At 73.4% G+C, this 18,329-nt stretch carries 16 protein-coding genes and 3 tRNA genes; 6 read left to right on the top strand and 13 right to left on the bottom strand.

Annotated elements, in window-relative coordinates; all coding sequences use genetic code 11:
* Positions 1–32: 32 nt before the first annotated feature.
* The 5 genes from ACFYPH_RS05335 to ACFYPH_RS05315 form a co-directional block, all read right to left on the bottom strand.
* A complete protein-coding gene (locus ACFYPH_RS05335) occupies positions 33–1,082 on the bottom strand; it encodes an ROK family protein (RefSeq protein ID WP_355066987.1) in 1,050 nt (349 codons plus the stop codon).
* Between the two features lie 286 nt (positions 1,083–1,368).
* Entirely contained in the window at positions 1,369–2,157 is a 789-nt protein-coding gene (locus ACFYPH_RS05330; protein WP_355133328.1) for a putative protein N(5)-glutamine methyltransferase, read from the bottom strand.
* Between the two features lie 5 nt (positions 2,158–2,162).
* A complete protein-coding gene (locus tag ACFYPH_RS05325; protein WP_387179153.1) occupies positions 2,163–3,281 on the bottom strand; it encodes a cystathionine gamma-lyase in 1,119 nt (372 codons plus the stop codon).
* A gap of 7 nt (positions 3,282–3,288) precedes the next feature.
* Entirely contained in the window at positions 3,289–4,296 is a 1,008-nt protein-coding gene (locus ACFYPH_RS05320) for an NAD(P)H-dependent glycerol-3-phosphate dehydrogenase (protein ID WP_354860089.1), read from the bottom strand.
* Positions 4,293–5,027: a lysophospholipid acyltransferase family protein gene (locus ACFYPH_RS05315; protein WP_387179149.1), complete on the bottom strand. Its 735-nt coding sequence runs from the start codon at positions 5,025–5,027 to the stop codon at positions 4,293–4,295. Before ACFYPH_RS05315 ends, ACFYPH_RS05320 begins: the two co-directional genes overlap by 4 nt.
* 126 nt (positions 5,028–5,153) lie before the next feature.
* Here ACFYPH_RS05315 and cofC point away from each other — a divergent pair, with 126 nt between their 5' ends.
* From cofC to ACFYPH_RS05290, 5 genes are read left to right on the top strand one after another with little or no spacing between them, the layout of a single operon-like run.
* Positions 5,154–5,780: a 2-phospho-L-lactate guanylyltransferase gene (gene cofC / locus ACFYPH_RS05310; RefSeq protein ID WP_354860093.1), complete on the top strand. Its 627-nt coding sequence runs from the start codon at positions 5,154–5,156 to the stop codon at positions 5,778–5,780.
* A 44-nt stretch (positions 5,781–5,824) separates the two neighbouring features.
* A complete protein-coding gene (locus tag ACFYPH_RS05305; protein ID WP_354860096.1) occupies positions 5,825–6,022 on the top strand; it encodes a cold-shock protein in 198 nt (65 codons plus the stop codon).
* 54 nt (positions 6,023–6,076) lie between these two features.
* Complete coding sequence (locus ACFYPH_RS05300; protein WP_354860099.1) at positions 6,077–8,449, top strand: RNA degradosome polyphosphate kinase; 2,373 nt, start codon at positions 6,077–6,079, stop codon at positions 8,447–8,449.
* A 24-nt stretch (positions 8,450–8,473) separates the two neighbouring features.
* A complete protein-coding gene (locus ACFYPH_RS05295) occupies positions 8,474–9,994 on the top strand; it encodes a CHAD domain-containing protein (RefSeq protein WP_387179145.1) in 1,521 nt (506 codons plus the stop codon).
* The gene (locus ACFYPH_RS05290) at positions 9,982–10,860 is read left to right on the top strand and encodes an NUDIX domain-containing protein (RefSeq protein ID WP_387179142.1); all 879 of its coding nucleotides are present in this window, start codon (positions 9,982–9,984) and stop codon (positions 10,858–10,860) included. Before ACFYPH_RS05295 ends, ACFYPH_RS05290 begins: the two co-directional genes overlap by 13 nt.
* A gap of 100 nt (positions 10,861–10,960) precedes the next feature.
* Here ACFYPH_RS05290 and ACFYPH_RS05285 read toward each other — a convergent pair whose 3' ends face one another.
* The 4 genes from ACFYPH_RS05285 to leuC all read right to left on the bottom strand — a co-directional run bounded on the left by ACFYPH_RS05285 (position 10,961) and on the right by leuC (position 15,918).
* Complete coding sequence (locus ACFYPH_RS05285; protein ID WP_387179139.1) at positions 10,961–12,904, bottom strand: endonuclease/exonuclease/phosphatase family protein; 1,944 nt, start codon at positions 12,902–12,904, stop codon at positions 10,961–10,963.
* 143 nt (positions 12,905–13,047) lie between these two features.
* The gene (locus ACFYPH_RS05280; RefSeq protein ID WP_354860105.1) at positions 13,048–13,698 is read right to left on the bottom strand and encodes an HU family DNA-binding protein; all 651 of its coding nucleotides are present in this window, start codon (positions 13,696–13,698) and stop codon (positions 13,048–13,050) included.
* 172 nt (positions 13,699–13,870) lie between these two features.
* Positions 13,871–14,458, bottom strand: coding sequence for a 3-isopropylmalate dehydratase small subunit (gene leuD, locus ACFYPH_RS05275; protein WP_354860107.1), 588 nt, complete (start codon positions 14,456–14,458; stop codon positions 13,871–13,873).
* A 14-nt stretch (positions 14,459–14,472) separates the two neighbouring features.
* Positions 14,473–15,918: a 3-isopropylmalate dehydratase large subunit gene (gene leuC / locus ACFYPH_RS05270; RefSeq protein ID WP_387179135.1), complete on the bottom strand. Its 1,446-nt coding sequence runs from the start codon at positions 15,916–15,918 to the stop codon at positions 14,473–14,475.
* Positions 15,919–15,967: 49 nt separating this feature from the next.
* Here leuC and ACFYPH_RS05265 point away from each other — a divergent pair, with 49 nt between their 5' ends.
* Positions 15,968–16,654, top strand: a complete 687-nt coding sequence (locus ACFYPH_RS05265; protein ID WP_007456408.1) for an IclR family transcriptional regulator — start codon at positions 15,968–15,970, stop codon at positions 16,652–16,654.
* 178 nt (positions 16,655–16,832) lie between these two features.
* Here the strand turns inward: ACFYPH_RS05265 and ACFYPH_RS05260 are convergent.
* The 4 genes from ACFYPH_RS05260 to ACFYPH_RS05245 all read right to left on the bottom strand — a co-directional run bounded on the left by ACFYPH_RS05260 (position 16,833) and on the right by ACFYPH_RS05245 (position 18,248).
* A tRNA-Glu gene (locus ACFYPH_RS05260) sits at positions 16,833–16,905 on the bottom strand.
* A gap of 152 nt (positions 16,906–17,057) precedes the next feature.
* Positions 17,058–17,130, bottom strand: a tRNA-Glu gene (locus ACFYPH_RS05255).
* A gap of 134 nt (positions 17,131–17,264) precedes the next feature.
* Positions 17,265–17,336 (bottom strand) — tRNA-Gln (locus tag ACFYPH_RS05250).
* Positions 17,337–17,444: 108 nt separating this feature from the next.
* Positions 17,445–18,248, bottom strand: a complete 804-nt coding sequence (locus ACFYPH_RS05245; protein ID WP_234591312.1) for a fumarylacetoacetate hydrolase family protein — start codon at positions 18,246–18,248, stop codon at positions 17,445–17,447.
* Between the last annotated feature and the right edge of the window lie 81 nt (positions 18,249–18,329).

Below are 18,329 nucleotides of genomic sequence, written 5' to 3'. Positions count from 1 at the left end.
CAGGCGGGCACGGCCGACGAGCGGGAGAGAACTCAGGCGACCAGCGGGCGCGGCTCCGGCACGGCGCGCAGCGCCTCCAGGGCGGCGATCGCCACACCCCTGGCACCGGCCATGTCGCGGTCCGGAACCAGCGCGAAGGTGGCCACCGCGGCCTGCTCCTCCCGGAGGACGGTGTGCTCGCGGACCGTCGCCAGGAACCAGTCGCGGAACTCCGGCGCCGCCTCCACCACCCCGCCCCCCACGAAGTACGCGTGGGGATCGGTGAAATTGGCCGCCACGGTGAACAGGCGGCCCAGCGCCATCGCCTGCTGGGTGAAGAGGTCCCGGGCCAGCGCGTCACCCCGCTCGCCGTAGCCGCGCACGAGCTTCGCCGCCCGCGCCGCCGGCTCGGCGGCCAGCGGGTGGTCGGGGTGGCGGGTCAGCCAGTACGGCAGCAGGTTGCGCTCGATGCCGGTCAGCGAGGCGACGCTCTCGACGTCGCCGGTGAAGCCGCAGGCGCAGGTGGGCTCCGGCTGCCCCGGGCCGAGCAGCCCGTTCAGCGGGATGTGCACGTGACCCAGCTCGCCGGCCATGCCGGCGGCGCCGGCGATCACCTTGCCGCTCTCCACCACCCCGCCGCCGAGGCCCGTGCCGACGATTGCCGAGACCGACGATCGCGCCATCGCCTCGTCGCCGAAGTACACGTGGTGGGCGTAGAGTGCGGCGGCGTTGCCGTCGTTGTGGTAGATCACCGGCAGGCCGAGCCGCCGCTCCAACGCGCCCCGCACGTCGAAACCACGCCAGGCCGGCTGGGAGAAGTTGGTCGAGCCGCGCGACGAGATGACGCCGGTGGCGCTGGCCGGGCCGGGCGTGTCCAAGCCGACCGCCCGAACCAGGTCACGAGGGACGCCGGTCTGCGCCAGAGCCCCGTCCAGCGCCCGGGCCAGCGCTTCGATCGCCGCGTCCGGCCCGTCGCGCACCTCGCTCGGGATCTCCAGCAGCCCGTCCACCAGGAATCGGCCGTCCACCGTCAGGACTGTGGCGTTGTTGCTGGTGCCGCCGTTGTCCAGGCCGACGACCACCGGCACACCTGCGCTGCCCACCGCAACCGCCTCCCGCCCTCATGAGTGTGAGCCGAGGCTAGTGCCAACCCCGCTCCCCCGCCACGCCCGCCCACCGAAACTGGGTTGGGGTGTCAGCCGAGCTCCGGTGACATCCTGAGTTGCTGTCCCCGGTGCCCCGGACTGCTGTCGCGCGTCCTTTGCTCTGCTTCACTCCGCGCAACACAAATCGGCCGCGAGTGTTGCGCCGGTTGAAGCAGAGCAAAGGACGCGAACAAGTGGGTCGGTCGACCAGGCATCTCCGCCGCAGCGCTGATGGGGGGGCGGATCAGCCTGGGCGGCGGGCGATTACCGCTGTGGCGTCCAGGTCCTCGTCGTGTCGTACGGTCGGCGACAGTCCGGCTGCGTGGAACGCCGCGCACAGCGCGTCGGTCTGCGTCTCGCCAGCCTCGACCACCAGGTGCCCACCGGGCACCAGCCAGTGCGCCGCGTCGACGCCCACCCGGCGCAGCACGGTGAGCCCGTCCGGCCCGCCGTCGAGCGCAACCGGCGCCTCGTGCAGCCGCGCCTCCGGCGGCATCAGCGCCACCGCCTCGGTCGGCACGTACGGGGCGTTGGCCACCACCAGGTCGAGCCGCCCCCGCCAGTGCGCCGGCAGCGGAGCGAACAGGTCACCCTCGTACACCTCGGCGGGTAGCCCGGCGAGGTTGCGGCGGGCGCAGGCCACGGCGGCCGGGTCGATGTCGGCGGCGGCCAGCCAGCGCGGCGCGAGCCGGCGGGCCAGCGCGACAGTGGTGGCCCCGGAGCCGCAGCAGAGGTCGACCACGGCCGGCGCCGGGCCGGTCAGCTCGACGGCGGCCTCGACCAGCAGGGCCGTCCGACCGCGCGGCACGAAGACGCCCGCGTCGACGGCGATCCGCAGACCGCAGAACTCGGCCCAGCCGAGAAGGTACTCCAGCGGCTCGCCGGCGACGCGCCGGGCGGTCAGGTCGGCCAGCGTCGCCGGGGAGTCTGCGGCGGCCAGCAGCAGCTCCGCCTCGTCCTCGGCGTAGACGCAACCGGCGGCGCGCAGCCGGCCGACGAGGGTGGTGCGGTCGGTGAAGGACGGCTCTGCCACGAAGCTCAGACCGGCCCGGCGGCGTCCAGGGCGGCGGCGATGTCGGCCACCAGGTCGGGTGTGTCCTCCACACCGCAGGAGAGCCGGACGAAGCCGGGGGCGGTGTCGTCCCCCCACTGCGCCCGCCGGTCCGCCGTGGTGTGCAGACCGCCGAACGAGGTGGCCGCCGCCACCAGCCGGGCGGCCTCGACGAAGCGGGCCACCCGGTCGGCGTCGCCCAGGTCGAACGAGAGCACCCCGGGCATCCGGCGCATCTGCGCCGAGGCCACCGCGTACGCGGGATCGTCCGGCAGCCCCGGCCAGCGCAGACCGGTCACGTCCGGCCGGCCCGCCAGCAGGTCGGCGACGGCTGCGGCGTTCGCGCTCTGCCGGGCCAGCCGCAGGTCGAGGGTCGCCAGCGACCGGTGCGCCAACCAGGCGTCGAACGCTCCCGGAATCGAACCGGTGCCGGTACGCCAGAGCGTCACCGCCTCGATCACCTCGGCGGACCGGCTGGCCAGGTAGCCCAGCAGCAGGTCGGAGTGGCCGGTGAGCGCCTTCGTGCCGGAGGCCACCACCAGGTCGGCGCCGAGGTCCAGCGGGCGCTGCCCGAGCGGGGTGGCGGTGGTGTTGTCGACCGCGAGCAGGGCGCCGGCGGCATGTGCCCGCTCCGCCAGGGCGGCCACGTCGACCACGTCCAGACCCGGGTTGGCCGGGGTCTCCACCAGCACCAGCCGGACGCCTTCGAAGGACGGGTACGGCCCCACGGTCGGCACGAAGAGCACCCGTACGCCGATCGTCTCCAGCACGGCGGTGGCGAACGCCCGGACGGGGAAGTAGCCGTCGGAGGGCAGCACCACGGTGTCCCCCGGGCGCAGCAGGGTGAGCAGCGTCCCGGTGATGGCAGCCTGACCGCTGGCGAAGACCCGGCAGTCACCGCCCTCCAACTCGCCCACGGCGGCCTCCAACAGCCGCCGGGTCGGGTTGTCGGGGCGGCCGTAGCCGTTCGGCGACGTGCCCTGGCCCTGCCACGGGTCGAGGTGGTACGGCGCGGCGAAGACCGGACCCGGCAGGAACGCATCACCCGGCGCCGGCTCGGGCAGGCCGGCGCGCACGCAGCGGGTGCCGTCTCCCAGTTCGCTCATCGGTTCCTCACTCGTACGACTCGGGCTTGGCGGTCCGGCTCATCAGGGTGTCCACGGCGAGCCGCGGGTCCATCCCCTCGTGACAGATCCGTTCGACCTGCTCGGTGATCGGCATCTCCACCCCGTGCGCCCGCGCCAGATCGCGGATCGCGAGGCAGCTCTTGACGCCCTCGGCGGTCTGTCGGGTCGCGGCCTGGGCCTGCTCCAGCGTCTCGCCCCGGCCCAGGTGCTCGCCGAAGGTGCGGTTGCGGGCCAGCGGGGACGAGCAGGACGCGACGAGGTCGCCCATGCCCGCCAGGCCGGCGAAGGTGATCGGGTCCGCCCCGAGGGCCACACCCAGGCGGGCCGTCTCGGCCAGCCCTCGGGTCATCAACATGGCCCGGGTGTTGTCGCCGAAGCCCATCGCGGTGGCGATGCCGTACGACAGCGCGATCACGTTCTTGACCGCGCCGCCCAGCTCGCAGCCGATCACGTCGTCGTTGGTGTACGGCCGCAGGTACGGCGTCCGGATCGACGACTGCACGAGCGTGGCGCGGTCGGCGTTGGTGCCGGCGACCACCGTGGCGGCCGGCTGCTCGGCGGCGATCTCGGGGGCGAGGTTCGGGCCGGAGACCACCACCACCCGATCGGCGGCCACCCCGGCGGTCTCGACGATGACCTCGCTCATCCGCTTGGTGGTGCCGAGTTCGATGCCCTTCATCAGCGACACCAGAGTGGCGTCCGGGTGCAGGTGCCCGGCCCACTCGGCGAGGTTGCCGCGCAGGGTCTGCGAGGGCACTGCCAGCACCACCACCTCGGCGCCGCTGATCGCCTCGGCGGCGTCGGTGGTGGCGGTGACCCGGGCCGGCAGCAGCAGGTCCGGCAGGTACTCCGGGTTGCGACGCTCGGCGCGGATGCTCTCGGCCACCGGGGCGCGGCGGGCCCACACGGTCACGTCCCGCCCCGCGTCGGCCAGGATTTTCGCGAAGGCGGTTCCCCAGGAGCCGGCGCCCAGCACCGCGACGTGGCCGCTCATGCCGCTTCACCGGGGTGGCGCTCGACGGACGGTCGGGCCGGCCGTTCCCACAGTGGCGGCGGGGTGCCACCGCGGATCTCGACGAGCATGTCCCGCAGCCGCAGCATGATGGCGTCCGTCATCTCCTCGAGGGTTTCCCGGGTCGGTGGGGCGCCCGCCCAGCGGCTCAGGTCGACCGGCTCGCCGGCCACGACGGTCACCGGGATCCGGGGGCGGGGGTTCAGCCGGCTGGTCCGCGGGTCGAAGATCCGCTCCGGACCCCACATCACCAGCGGCACCACCGGGGCGCCGGTGGCCAGCGCCAGCCGGGCCGCGCCGGTCTTGGCCTTCATCGGCCACAGGTCCGGCTGTCGGGTGGTCGTGCCCTCCGGGTAGATCACCACCGCGCCACCCTCGTCGAGCGCGGCGACCGACTTGTCCAGCGAGCGGACCGCGTCCACGCTGCCGCGCTCGACCGGGATCTGCAGACAGCGGTGCAGGATCCAGCCGATCACCGGCACCCGGAACACGCTGGCCTTGCCCAGGTACTGCGGCCACCGCCCGGAGTCGTAGATGAAGTGCGCGGAGACCAACGGGTCGGCGTGCGAGATGTGGTTGGCGACGATGATCATTCCGCCGTCCCCGGCGAGGTGCTCCTGGCCGCGCCAGGTCCGCCGGGTCCAGACGGTCATCACCGGCTTCACCAGCCCCACGGCGAACCGTTGCCAGAACCCCAGCCTCCGCCGTGCCACTGTGCCTCCTCGTCGCGCCCCGACCCGCCGCGAGCCCCACCCGCGACACCCGCAGCGGAAATCATGCCTGCTCGCCCCCGGTACGGCCAGCGAGGGTCCCGTCGTCCGGCTGGCAGGATTGCGGACGTGAGTCAGCCGAGGTGGGCCGTGGTGGTGCCGGTGAAGCGTCTGACCGCGGCCAAGAGCCGGCTGCGGGGCGCGCTGCCCGGCGTACCGCATGAGGAGCTGGCGCTGGCGCTGGCGGCCGACACGCTCCGCGCGGTGCTGGCCTGCCCGGCGGTCGCCGAGGCCCTGGTGGTGACCGACGACACCCGGGTGGCGGCCGCGGCGCGGGCCGCCGGGGCGCGGACGGTGCCCGACCTGCCGGACGCCGGCCTGAACGCCGCCTTCCGGCACGGCGCGGCACAGATCCCCGGGCGGTGGGTGGCCGGGCTGACCGCCGACCTGCCGGCGCTGCGCCCGGCCGAGCTGGCCGACGCGCTGCGCGCGGCGCAGCACGACACCGAAGGGGTACGCCGGTTCGTGGCGGACGCCCCAGGTGGTGGGACGGTGCTGCTCGCCGCGCCGTCGGGCGTCGACCTCGACCCACGGTTCGGGGTCGGCTCGGCGGCGGCGCACGCGGCGAGTGGGGCGCTGCCGCTGACCGGTGACTGGCCCAGCCTGCGGCGGGACGTGGACACCGCCGAGGACCTGGCCGCCGCCGCCCGGCTGGGGCTAGGCCCACGCACCGCAGCGCTGCTCGCCGCCGGCTGACCGGCGCGCTGAACAAGCTGACCCGGCCGGTGTACGGTGCGAGCATGCAGGGCACGGTGGCCAGTTACGACGCGGCGACACGCAGCGGTGTCCTACTGCTCGACGACGGCACCGAGCTGCGTTTTCCCGCCCGGGCGTTCGACGCCTCCGGCCTGCGGTTGCTCCGGCTCGGCCAGCGGGTGCGCATCGACACCGATCCCGACGGCGAGGTCGTCCGGGTGACATTGCCGACGATGCACTGAGCTGGCGGGGCCAAGTTCATTTTGCGTTAACTCTAATCGGGTGATTATGAGCGGGTGAGCACCCCTCGCGAGCATCCGGTCACCCCTCCCGCCACCGACCCCCGCAACGGCGCCCGCGTTCGCGGCACCGACGGCCGTTTCCGCCCGTCCCGGGCCGAACGGGCCGGCGCCGCCCGTGCCGACACGCTCGCCGACGACCCGGGCGCGGCGTCCTCCGGGCTCGACGAGGTCATCGAACCCGGCGTGCCGCCCACGGAGACGGACGGCCCGGCGACCGGCGCGGCCCTGCCCGGCACCTCCGGCGGCCTCGCCACCGGCCTCTCCGCGGGCGGTGCGGGGGACGACGAGCCACCGGCTGCTCCCCCGCTGCCGGAGGACCGCTTCCTCAACCGGGAGCTGTCCTGGCTCGACTTCAACGCGCGGGTGCTCACCCTCGCCGAGGACCAGCGCACCCCCCTGCTGGAGCGGGCCAAGTTCCTGGCGATCTTCGCCAGCAACCTCGACGAGTTCTACATGGTGCGGATCGCCGGCCTGAAGCGGCGGCTCTCCGCCGGCCTGCCGGTGCGCGGCGGCGACCGGCTGCCCCTGCGCACGCAGCTGGAGCTGATCGCCGAACGGACCGCCGAGCTGGTCGCCCGGCACGCCGCCTGCTTCGTCGACGACGTCCTGCCCCGGCTGGCCGAGGAGGGCATCCGCATACTGCGCTGGGGTGACCTGGGCGACCCCGAGCGGGAGCGGCTGCGCACCTACTTCCGGGAGCACATCTTCCCGGTGCTCACCCCGCTCGCGGTGGACCCGGCGCACCCGTTCCCGTACATCTCCGGGCGGTCGTTGAACCTGGCGGTGGCGGTCCGGGACCCGGACGGCGGGTCCGAGCTGTTCGCGCGGGTGAAGGTGCCCAACAACGTCCCGCGCTTCGTACGGGTCGACCGGGACCAGCCGGGCGTGCGGATGCTGCCGGTGGAGGACCTGATCTCGGTGCACCTGGGTCAGCTGTTCAGCGGCATGCAGGTGGTCGAGTGCCACCTGTTCCGGGTCACCCGCAACGCCGAGGTGGAGGTCGACGAGGACCGCGACGAGGATCTGCTCCAGGCCCTCGAACGGGAGCTGGCCCGCCGCCGGTTCGGCCCGCCGGTCCGCCTGGAGGTCGCCGCGTCGATCTCCGACCACATGCTGGAGCTGCTCGTCCGCGAGTTGGACATGGACGACCAGGACGTGCTGCGGGTGCCCGGCCTGCTGGACCTTTCCGCGCTGTGGCAGGTGTACGGCGAGGCCGACCGCCCCGATCTCAAGGACCCGCCGTTCGTGCCGGCCACGCATCCCCGGCTCGCCGAGGGCGAGGTGCCGCGCAGCGTCTTCTCCACCCTGCGGGACGGGGACATCCTGGTGCACCACCCGTACCACTCGTTCGCCACCAGCGTGCAGCGCTTCATCGAGCAGGCCGCCGCCGACCCCAACGTGCTGGCCATCAAGCAGACCCTCTACCGCACCAGCGGTGACTCGCCGATCGTGGACGCGCTCGTCGACGCGGCCGCCGCCGGCAAGCAGGTGGTGGTCCTGGTCGAGGTGAAGGCCCGCTTCGACGAGGTGGCCAACATCGGCTGGGCCCGCACCCTGGAACGAGCCGGCTGCCACGTGGTGTACGGCCTGGTGGGGCTCAAGACGCACTGCAAGACCGCCCTGGTGGTCCGGCAGGAGGGCAACCAGATCCGCCGGTACTGCCACATCGGCACCGGCAACTACCACCCGAAGACCGCCCGCCTGTACGAGGACTTCGGCATGCTCACCGCCGACCCGGAGATCGGGGCGGACCTCACCGACCTGTTCAACGTGCTGACCGGCTACAGCCGGCAGACCGCGTACCGGCGGCTGCTGGTCGCCCCGCAGGGCATCCGCAGCGGCCTCATCGAACGCATCGAACGGGAGATCGCGCACGTCCGGTTGGGCATGCCCGGCCTGGTCCAGTTCAAGGTCAACTCGCTGGTCGACGAGGGCGTGACCGACGCGCTGTACCGGGCGTCCCAGGCCGGCGTGCACGTCGACCTGCTCATCCGGGGCATGTGCACGCTGCGTCCGGGGGTGCCGGGGCTGTCGGACAACATCCGGGTGCGCTCGATCCTCGGCCGGTTCCTGGAGCACTCCCGGGTCTTCCGTTTCGGCAACAACGGCGAGGCCGAGTTCTGGATGGGCTCGGCGGACCTGATGCACCGCAACCTGGACCGGCGGGTGGAGGCGCTGGTGCAGGTGAGCGATCCGGTCGCCCGCGCCGAGCTGGACTACGTGCTGACCGCCGCGATGAGCCCGGACGTGGACGCGTTCGAGCTGGCCGGCGACGGCACCTGGACGCGGCGTACCGACGGTGACGACGCGGCCCGGGTGCACCTGCAGGATCTGCTGCTGCGCCGCGTCGGTGGCACGGCCGGCTGACCGTTCGCGGCATAGGCTGAGCTGATGGTCGAGGAGGAGCAGAAGTACGAGGTGGACGACACCTTCGTGCTGCCGGGCCTGTCCGCCACGTTTCCGGCCGGCGGCCGGGTCCGGGCGCTGCCGCCGGTGACGCTCGTCGCCCGCTACCTCGACACGGTCGACCTGCGGCTGGCCCGCGCCGGGGCGTCCCTGCGCCACCGCAAGGGTGACGAGCTGCCGTGGACGGTGAAGCTGCCCACCGGCACGCCCGGCGTCCGGCACGAGATCTCCCGTCCCGGGCCGGTCGGGCAGCCGCCGCCGGAGCTGGTCGAGCTGGTCACCGTCCTGCATCGGGGCGCGTCGCTGGCGCCGGTGACTGTGGTACGCACCGTCCGGCACGCTCACGAGGTGTGCGACCGGGCCGGAACGGTGCTCGCCGAGGTGGTGGACGACCGGGTGACAGTCCTCGACGACGCCGGCGCCACCACCGGCGCGTTCCGCGAGGTGGAGGTGGAGCGCAAGGCCGGCGACCGCAAGCTGCTGGAACGAATCGGCGAGGTGCTGTGCGAGGCCGGGGCCCGGGCCGGCTCGTTCACCCCGAAGCACGTACGGGCGCTGGGGGCGGTGGCGCAGGCCGAACCCGACCTGGTCGGGCCGGGCGGACTGACGGCCGACCCGACCGCCGGGGACATGGTCACCGAGGCGGTCCGCAAGGAGGTGGGCCGGCTGTTGGCGCACGACCCGCTGGTGCGGCTGCGCACCTCGACCGACGGCGGCGACAGCGCCGTACACCAGATGCGGGTGGCCTGCCGACGGCTGCGCAGCGACCTGCGCACCTTCCGGCCGCTCGTGCGCCGCAGCTGGGCCCGGCCCCTGCGCGACGAGCTGCGCTGGCTGGCCGGGGTGCTCGGCGGGGCGCGCGACGCCGAGGTGCTCCGCGACCGACTGCGGCGCACCGCGACCGCCGACCCGCTCAGCCCGCTCGACACGGGCGCGGTGGACCGACTGGACGAGGCGCTCGCGCAGCGGCAGCGGCAGGCGCTCGCCGCCATCGACGAGGCGCTGCGCTCGCCGCGTTACCTGGCCCTGGTGGACGCGCTGGTGCTGGCCGCCCGCGCGCCCCGGCTCACCCGACGGGCGGCCACCCCGGCGGCGCGCACGCTACCGAAGCTGGTGGCCCGCCCGTGGCGGCAGCTCACCGGCCCCGACGGCGTGGACGGGCTCGACCCGCTGGCCCCCGACGACCGCTGGCACGCCGTCCGCAAGGAGGGCAAGCAGGCCCGCTACGCGGTCACCGCAGTGGTCCCGGCCGTCGGCAAGGACGCGCGGCGGCTGGCCCGCGCGTTGGCCCGCGTCCAGGACGTGCTCGGCGAACACCAGGACGCCGCGGTGGCCGCCGAGACCTGGCTCGCCCTCGCCGCCGACCGACCGGCCGACCACGAGCTGGCGGTCACCGCCGGGCGGCTGGCCGAGCGGGAACGCGACACGGTCCGCCTGATGCGGGCCCGGTTCCCCGCCGCCTGGCACCGGGCCACCCGGCGACGGCGGACCAGATGGTTGCCGTGACGGGCATCCGCGCTGCCGGCGGGGTCTGCTGGCGACCGACCGCCGACGGCGTACGGGTCTGCGTCGTGCACCGCCCGCGCTACGGGGACTGGACGCTGCCCAAGGGCAAGCTCGAACCGGGCGAGCATCCACTGGTCGCGGCGGTCCGGGAAGTGGCCGAGGAGGCCGACGTGCGGGGCGTACCGCAGGTGCGGCTGCCGTCGGTGCGCTACCGCAGCGAGGGGCAGGCCAAGCTGGTCGACTACTGGTCGATGCTCGCGGTCGCCGAGGGCGGGTTCCAGCCGGGCACCGAGGTCGACGACATCCGGTGGCTGGCCGTGGACGACGCGATCCGCCTGGTCAGCTATCCGCACGACGCCGAGGTGCTGGCCGCGTTCGCCGCGCTGCCGCCGGTGACCGCGACCGTCGCGCTGGTCCGGCACGGGCACGCCGGCAAGCGGGCCACCTCGACCGGCCCGGACACCGCCCGCCCGCTCGATCGCGAGGGGTGGGCCCAGGCGTACGCGCTGGCGCCTCTGATCGCCCTGGTGCGCCCGGCCCGGCTCCTGTCGGCCTCGCCGCGCCGCTGCGTGCAGACCCTGGACCCGGCCGCCGCGTTGCTCGACCTGCCCATCGAGATCTGCGGCGACCTGGACGAGCCGCAGCCGGGTCAGCAACAGGACGAGCGGGTGCTGGCCACCGCCGCCCAACTGCTGGAGCTGGCCTGCGCCGGCGGGCAGGTGGCGGTGTGCAGCCAGGGCAAGGTGCTGCCGGGCGCGTTGGAGCAGCTGACCGGCCGCGCCGACGAGGACTTCATTACCCCGAAGGGCGGCGGCTGGCTGCTGGCCTTCAGCGGCGAGCGGCTGCTCGCGGCCGACCGCCTGTGAGGCCCGCCCGGCGCTTCGGCGGTTGATCCCCCCTTCAGGTCGCCGACGTGGCGGTGTCCGGCTGGCCAGATACCGCAGCATCGGCGATCCCGGCGCGGGGTCAGCGGGACGGCAGGGTGAGGGTCACCGCCACCGGCAGGTGGTCGCTGGCCTCGCCGCGCGGCGCGACCGGATTCGTCGCCGTCAGGCCGGGCGAGACGAAGACGTGGTCGATCTGCTGGCGTGGATCGTCGGCCGGGCTAGTCGCCAGCGGACGGGCGACCGCCAACGCGTCGACCAGCCCGGCCGCGGTGAACTGCTCGAAAGCCTCGTCGCCCGGCTCGGTGTTCAGGTCGCCGGCCACCACGAGCGGCCGGCCGGCCGCGTACCCGGTGGCGAAGTCGGCCACCGCGCGAGCCTGCGCCACCGGGCCCGCGTCGGGTGGCGGTTGCAGGTGGGTGCTCACCACGGCGGCACGGACACCGTCGCCGAGGTCCAGGGTGACGGCGAGAGCCTGCGCTCCGGTGGGCGCCCCGAGAGACGGCAGCGGCCGGGACCGTGGGTCGGTGACCGGCCACCGGCTGAGCACCGCGTCACCCCAGACCGGGTCGGCGGCCGGCCCGAACACGTACGGCATGCCGAGCCGGTCGGACAGCAGGTCCAGCGTGTCGTGGCCGCCGTTGAGCAGCCAGCCCCGGTCCACCTCGCTGAGCAGCACCACGTCGGGCCGCTGCCGGTCGATCGCCGCGGTCAGCCCGGCCAGGTCGAACCGGCCGTCCAGCCCGAAGCCCATCCGGATGTTGTACGCCACCACGGTCAACCGCTCCGGCGGACCCTCCCGGTTGCTCGCCACCGCCACCTCGTCGGCGAGCAGCGGCGCGAGCAGAGCCAGCGCGGCGACCCCGCCGGCGGTCCGCAGCGGCGGAAGCGGGCCGGGACGCCGGCGGCCGGACGGACGGGCGGCCAGGGCCACGGCGGCGACCACCCCGGCCACCACCACCGGCACCACCGCGTTCGGGTAGCCCAGGTCGTAGGCGGAGTAGTAACCCACCGCCCCCAGCACGAAGAGCAGCATGCCGGCGGCGACGGCGTACCCCCGGCGGGCCGCCGTTCGGCGGCTGTCGTCCGTGCCCGACGCGCCCTCACCGTCAGCGTCAGCGTCGGCGGCGGCGTGGGCGGTGCCGTCGGCGTCGGCGCGACCCGGAGCGTCGGTGAGGGCGAGGCAGGCGCCGAGTCCGACGGCGGTGAGCAGGATGGCCGCGACGAGCAGGTCGCCACTGTCGAGGGCGAAGAGCACCACGCCCACCAGCAGGGCCGCCGGCCCGAGCGGCCGGCCCCACCCCCGGGTCGGGCCCGCCAGCGCGGCCAGCAGGAACCCGGCGACCGCCACCGGCACCGGCGCCAGGCCGAACAGCGGTGAGCGAGCGACGTCGCCACTCGCGACCAGGTACGACATCCCGGCCTGGGCCAGGGCCGGCGCGAGGGCCACCATGCCGGCCAGCAGCAGCACCGGCCCGGCCAGCAGCCACGATCGGGCGCCACCGGGGCCGGGCGGCGCGGTGGGCAGCGTCGTGCCGAGCAGGAACAGCACCACCGCGACGGCGCTGAGCAGCCAGGCCACCCAGCCGCCCCGCCAGACGAGGTCGTAGGTGTCCAGCAGCGCGTGGATGGCGGCGTTGACCGCCAGCCCCAGGGCCAGTCCCGGCACCGGACGGTCGGTGCCGCCGGCGACACCCACCAACCAGACCAGACCGGCGAGCAGACCGGCGGTGGCCAACCAGAGCTGCGGACGGCCGCCGGGGGCGCTGGTGAGCGCGAGCCGGGCCACGGCGAGCAGCACGGCGGCGACGACTGTGACCCGGCGGGCGCCCACCCGCCGGACCAGAGCCGGCGCGGCCATCGCCAGAACGAACCAGCCGAGCGCGAACGCGCCCATCAACTCGGCCGGGGTGGACGCGGCCTGCCCGAAGATGGTGATGATGCCGGGCAGCCAGACGCGCAGCACGTCGATGAGCAGAATGACGCCCAGCGCGAGCGATCCGGTGGTGAGCTGGCGGTAGCGCACCGGCGCCCCATTTCGTCGGCGGACCGGTCCGCAAAGGGGGGCCGGCACGGCGATTCTGCGCGTACGGCCCGGCCGGGTCAACGGCCCGGCACGCGCAAAGGGCGCCCACCGCGAGGGTGGACGCCCTTTGGGCGGACAGTCGGTCAGCGCTTGCTGGCCGCCTTCTTGGCCGGAGCCTTCTTCGCCGGCGCCTTCTTGGCCGCCGTGCTCTTGCTCGCCGCCGCGGTGGTCTTCTTCGCCGTGGCGGACTTGGTCGCCGCGGCGGTCTTCTTCGCCGGGGCGGTCTTCTTGCTGGCGGCCGTCTTGGTCGCCGTGGTGGTCTTGCTCGCCTTGGCCGGGGCGGTCTTCTTGCTGGCCGCCTTGGTGGCGGCGGCGGTGGTGGTCTTGCTCGCCTTGGCCGGGGCGGTCTTCTTACCGGCCGCCTTGGTGGCGGTGGCCTTGGTGCCCGCCGCCTTGGCGCCGGCGGTCTTGGCCGTGGCGGCGGCGGTCTTCTTCGCCGCCACCGTGGCCTTCGGCACCTTGCCGCTGGCCACCATCTCCTTGAACCCGGCGCCGGGGCGGAAGGTCGGGACGGACGTCTTCTTGACCTTCACCGCCTCGCCGGTACGCGGGTTGCGCGCTGTTCGTGCGCCACGCACACGCTTTTCGAATGCTCCGAATCCGGTGATCGCCACCTTCTCGCCCTTGGTGACCGCTGCCTGGACCTCAGTGAGGACCGCGTCGAGCGCGGCCGTCGCCGTCTTCCGGTCCCCCAGGCGAACGGCGAGCGCCTCGATGAGCTCGGCCTTGTTCACGACTTCCTCCCGATTGTGCAACTGACTCGACGCGAGCCATTCTGCGCGCACCGTATGCCCTGCGCTGCCTGGACACAAACATTCGGTGGAAAAAAGCCCTTGTGTCGTAACGGATTCGCCCCCACCGGTTGGACCGGTGGGGGCGAAATCCGATGTGCGGGTGGGCGTACGGCTATGCCACCGAGGGCAGGAACGGCAGTCGAGACGCCTCGTAGGAGGCGATGTCATCGGCGTGCCGGAGGGTGAGTCCAATGTCGTCCAGGCCCTCCAACAGCCGCCACCGGCTGAAGTCGTCCAGTGGGAACGACCAGGTCGCGTCCCCGGCCCGGAGCTGTCGGGCGGTCAGGTCGACGGTCACCGGAGTGGTCGGGTCGGCCTCGACGAGATCCCACAACTCCTCGACGGCTTTCAATTCCAACTCGACCGGCAGCAGGCCCTCCTTGAGTGCGTTGCCCCGGAAGATGTCACCGAAGCGCGGGGCCACCACGGCGCGGAAGCCCCAGTCCCGTAGCGCCCAGACGGCGTGCTCCCGGGAGGAGCCGGTGCCGAACTCGGGACCGGCGATGAGGATCGACGCACCGGAATAGGATTCATCGTTGAGTACGAATGCCGGGTCTTCCCGCCAGGCGTTGAACAGCCCGTCGGCGAAGCCGGTGCGGGTCACCCTCTTGAGGTACACGGCCGGGATGATCTGATCCGTGTCCACGTTGGACCGGCGCAGCGGCACGGCGGTGCCGGTGTGGGTGGTGAACTTGTCCATCTCCTCGGTCCCTTCTACAGATCGGCGGGGGCGGCCAGCCGCCCGACCACGGCGGTGGCGGCGGCGACCGGCGGGGAGACCAGGTGGGTACGACCGCCCCGGCCCTGCCGGCCCTCGAAGTTCCGGTTGGAGGTGGACGCGGAGCGCTCGCCGGGCTTCAACGTGTCGGGGTTCATGCCCAGGCACATCGAGCAGCCGGCGAACCGCCACTCGGCGCCGGCGTCGACGAAGACCTTGTCCAGGCCCTCGGCCTCGGCCGCCTCGCGTACGGCGGCGGAGCCGGGCACCACGAGCATCCGGACGGTCTCGGCGACCCGGTGACCGCGCAGCACGTCGGCGGCGGCCCGCAGGTCCTCCAGGCGGCCGTTCGTGCAGGAACCCACGAAGACCACGTCGATGGGCAGCTCCCGCAGCGGGGTGCCGGGGCGCAGATCCATGTACTCCAGCGCACGGCGGGCGGCAGCGCGCTCCGAGTCGGTGGTGAACTCCTCCGGGTCGGGCACCGGCGCGCTCAGCGGCGCGCCCTGCCCGGGGTTGGTGCCCCACGTGACGAACGGCGTGATCCGGCTGGCGTCCAGGGTGACCTCGGCGTCGAAGCGCGCGCCCTCGTCGGTGGGCAGCGTCCGCCACCAGGCCAGCGCCGCGTCCCAGTCGGCGCCCTGCGGCGCGTTCGGCCGACCCTTGAGGTACGCGAAGGTCGTCTCGTCCGGCGCGATCATGCCGGCCTTGGCGCCCCACTCGATGGACATGTTGGCGATGGTCATCCGCCCCTCCATGGAGAGGGCCTGGATGGCGTCGCCGCGGTACTCGACGATGTGCCCGCGCCCACCACCGGTGCCGACCTGGGCGATCAGCGCGAGCACCAGGTCCTTGGCGGTGACGCCGGGGGCGAGCTGGCCGGTGACGTTGACGGCCATGGTCTTCGGCCGGCTCTGCGGCAGCGTCTGGGTGGCCAGCACGTGCTCCACCTCGCTGGTGCCGATGCCGAAGGCGAGCGCGCCGAACGCGCCGTGGGTGGCGGTGTGTGAGTCGCCACACACGATCGTCATGCCGGGCTGGGTGACCCCGAGCTGCGGGCCGATGACGTGCACGATGCCCTGGTTCTCGTCGCCGAGCGGGTGCAGCCGCACGCCGAACTCGGCGCAGTTGCGGCGCAGCGTCTCGATCTGCGTACGCGACGTCGGGTCCGCGATGGTGAGCAGGTCACCTCGGCGGAGCCGGAACGCCGGATCGGCGTACCCGGTCGGGGTGTTGTGGTCCTCGGTCGCGAGGGTCAGGTCGGTACGGCGCACCCGGCGCCCGGCGAGCCGTAGCCCGTCGAACGCCTGCGGGCTGGTCACCTCGTGCAGCAGGTGCAGGTCGATGAAGAGCAGGTCCGGCTCACCAGCGGCGGACCGTACGACGTGCGCGTCCCAGACCTTCTCGGCCAGGGTCCTCGGCTCAGGAGTGACTCCCACCATCTGGACATCCTAAATTCTGGGAGGTAAGTTTCGGCTTGTGGGACACAGTATGAGCGGTGTCGGCGTTCTCGACAAGGCGGTGGTCATCCTGGCCGCCTGTGTCGACGGCGCCAGCCTGGCCGAACTCGTTGAACGCACGAAGCTGCCCCGGGCCACCGCGCACCGGCTGGCACAGGCACTGGAGATCCATCGGATGCTGGTTCGGGACACCCAGGGGCGCTGGCGTCCCGGGCCCCGGCTGGGCGAGCTGGCCAACGCCGCCCCGGACGTCCTGCTGACCGCCGCCGAGCCGCTGCTGGCCGCGCTGCGCGACGCCACCGGCGAGAGCGCGCAGCTCTACCTGCGCCGCGCCGACGAGCGGATCTGCGTGGCGGCGGCGGAGCGCGCCAGCGGCCTGCGGGACACCGTTCCGGTCGGCTCGGTGCTGCCGATGACGGCCGGCTCGGCGGCCCAGATCCTGCTCGCCTGGGAGCCTCCGGAGGCGGTGATGCCGCTGCTGCCGCGCAGCAAGTTCACCGGCCGCACCCTGGCCGAGGTCCGCCGCCGCGGCTGGGCGCAGAGCGTGGCCGAACGGGAGGCCGGTGTGGCGAGCGTCTCCGCCCCGATCCGCGACCGCACCGGCCGCGTGATCGCCTCGGTCAGCATCTCCGGCCCGATCGAACGCCTGGGCCGCCGCCCCGGCGAACGCCACGCCATGGCAGTCGTCAGAGCCGGCCAACGCCTCTCCGGCCTCTAACCCCACCCCCCACCCCGCCCCTGCCCTTGTTGATCATGAAGTTATTGCCCGGACACGCCGTGGCGGAGGGCAATAACTTCATGATCAACGGGGAGGTGGGTGGCCGGGCGAGGGCCGGGCGGGTGGGGGTGGGTACGGGAAAGGCTCACCTCGCGGGGCGAGGTGAGCCTTTGATCTGTAGCCCCGACCGGATTCGAACCGGCGCTACCGCCTTGAGAGGGCGGCGTCCTGGGCCACTAGACGACGGGGCCAGAACTTCCTGTTCACCGCCCTCGCAGGCGGTGCCGCTGTAGTCTAGCGGCACCGTCCGTCGGGGCGAGCGTGGGGTCTGGGCACCGTGGACGGCCGTGCGTAGCAACGAAACAACCCGCCTCACCAAGGTGAGACGGGTTGTGCACAGATGTAGCCCCGACCGGATTCGAACCGGCGCTACCGCCTTGAGAGGGCGGCGTCCTGGGCCACTAGACGACGGGGCCAGAACCACTTTCGCTCCCCCACCCTCGCGGGCGGAGGAGCTGCACTCTACCAGAGACCACTCTCCGCCCCCGGAGGGGCGGAGTCGAACTCCGTCAGAATCCAGCGTCCGGGATTCTCGCGAATCCCAGCTGCGCTGGGGTACCAGGACTCGAACCTAGACTAACTGAACCAGAATCAGTCGGGCTGCCAATTACCCCATACCCCATTGGCCCCTTGCGGCGCCGGGAGTGAACATTACCCTCCCGGTGCCGACAGGCCAAATCCGATCCCCCCGAACCGCCCGTGAGCTGCGGAAACAGGGGCATCGGACGGATCAGGCGACGGGGACCACCGGGTTGCTGAGCTCGCCGATGCCCTCGATCCGCACGGTGACCGTATCCCCCTCGACGAGAGGGCTAACCCCCGCCGGAGTGCCGGTGAGCACCACGTCGCCGGGCAGCAGGGTCATCACGTGCGAGATGTACGACACCAGGCCGGCCACGTCGAAGACCATGTCCTTCGTGCGGCCGAGCTGGCGTACCTCCATCTCGTCGGGGTTGCGACCCACCTCACAGCGGATCTCCAGGTCGGAGACGTCCAGCCCGGTGGTGATCCACGGACCGATCGGGCAGAACGAGTCGAAGCCCTTGGCGCGGGTCCACTGCCCGTCCGAGCGCTGCAGGTCCCGGGCGGTCACGTCGTTGGCGCAGGTGTAGCCGAAGATGGCACGTTCGGCGGCGGCCCGGTCGGCCCGGCGGGCGCCCGGCGCGCCGATCACGACCGCCAACTCCGCCTCGTGCTCGACCTGCTTGGAGAAGATCGGCAACCGGATGGCGTCCCGGGGACCGATCACCGAGGTGGACGGCTTGAGGAAGAGCAACGGCTCCTTGGGCACCTCGTTGCCGAGCTCGGCGGCGTGGTCGGCGTAGTTGCGGCCCACGCAGACCACCTTGCTGGGCAGGATCGGCGAGAGCAGCCGGACGTCGGAAAGGGCCCAGCGGGCCCCACTGAAGGAGAGCTGGCCGAACGGGTGACCCTCGATCTCGGCGATGGTCAGGCCCTGCGGCCCGGCCTCCGGCTCGCCCTCGACGGCTCCGAACGACATTCCCTTGGCATGAGCGAAACGAGCGATACGCACCCGGCCAATCTAGCCCCGCCGACCCGTTCACCGGCCACAACGGGCCGTCGGGTGTGCGCAACCCGTCAGCGTCGCGGCACC

It is taken from the genome of Micromonospora sp. NPDC005252, from assembly GCF_042872475.1.
GTDB lineage: Bacteria > Actinomycetota > Actinomycetes > Mycobacteriales > Micromonosporaceae > Micromonospora.
This window is presented reverse-complemented; position numbering and strand designations above follow the sequence as displayed.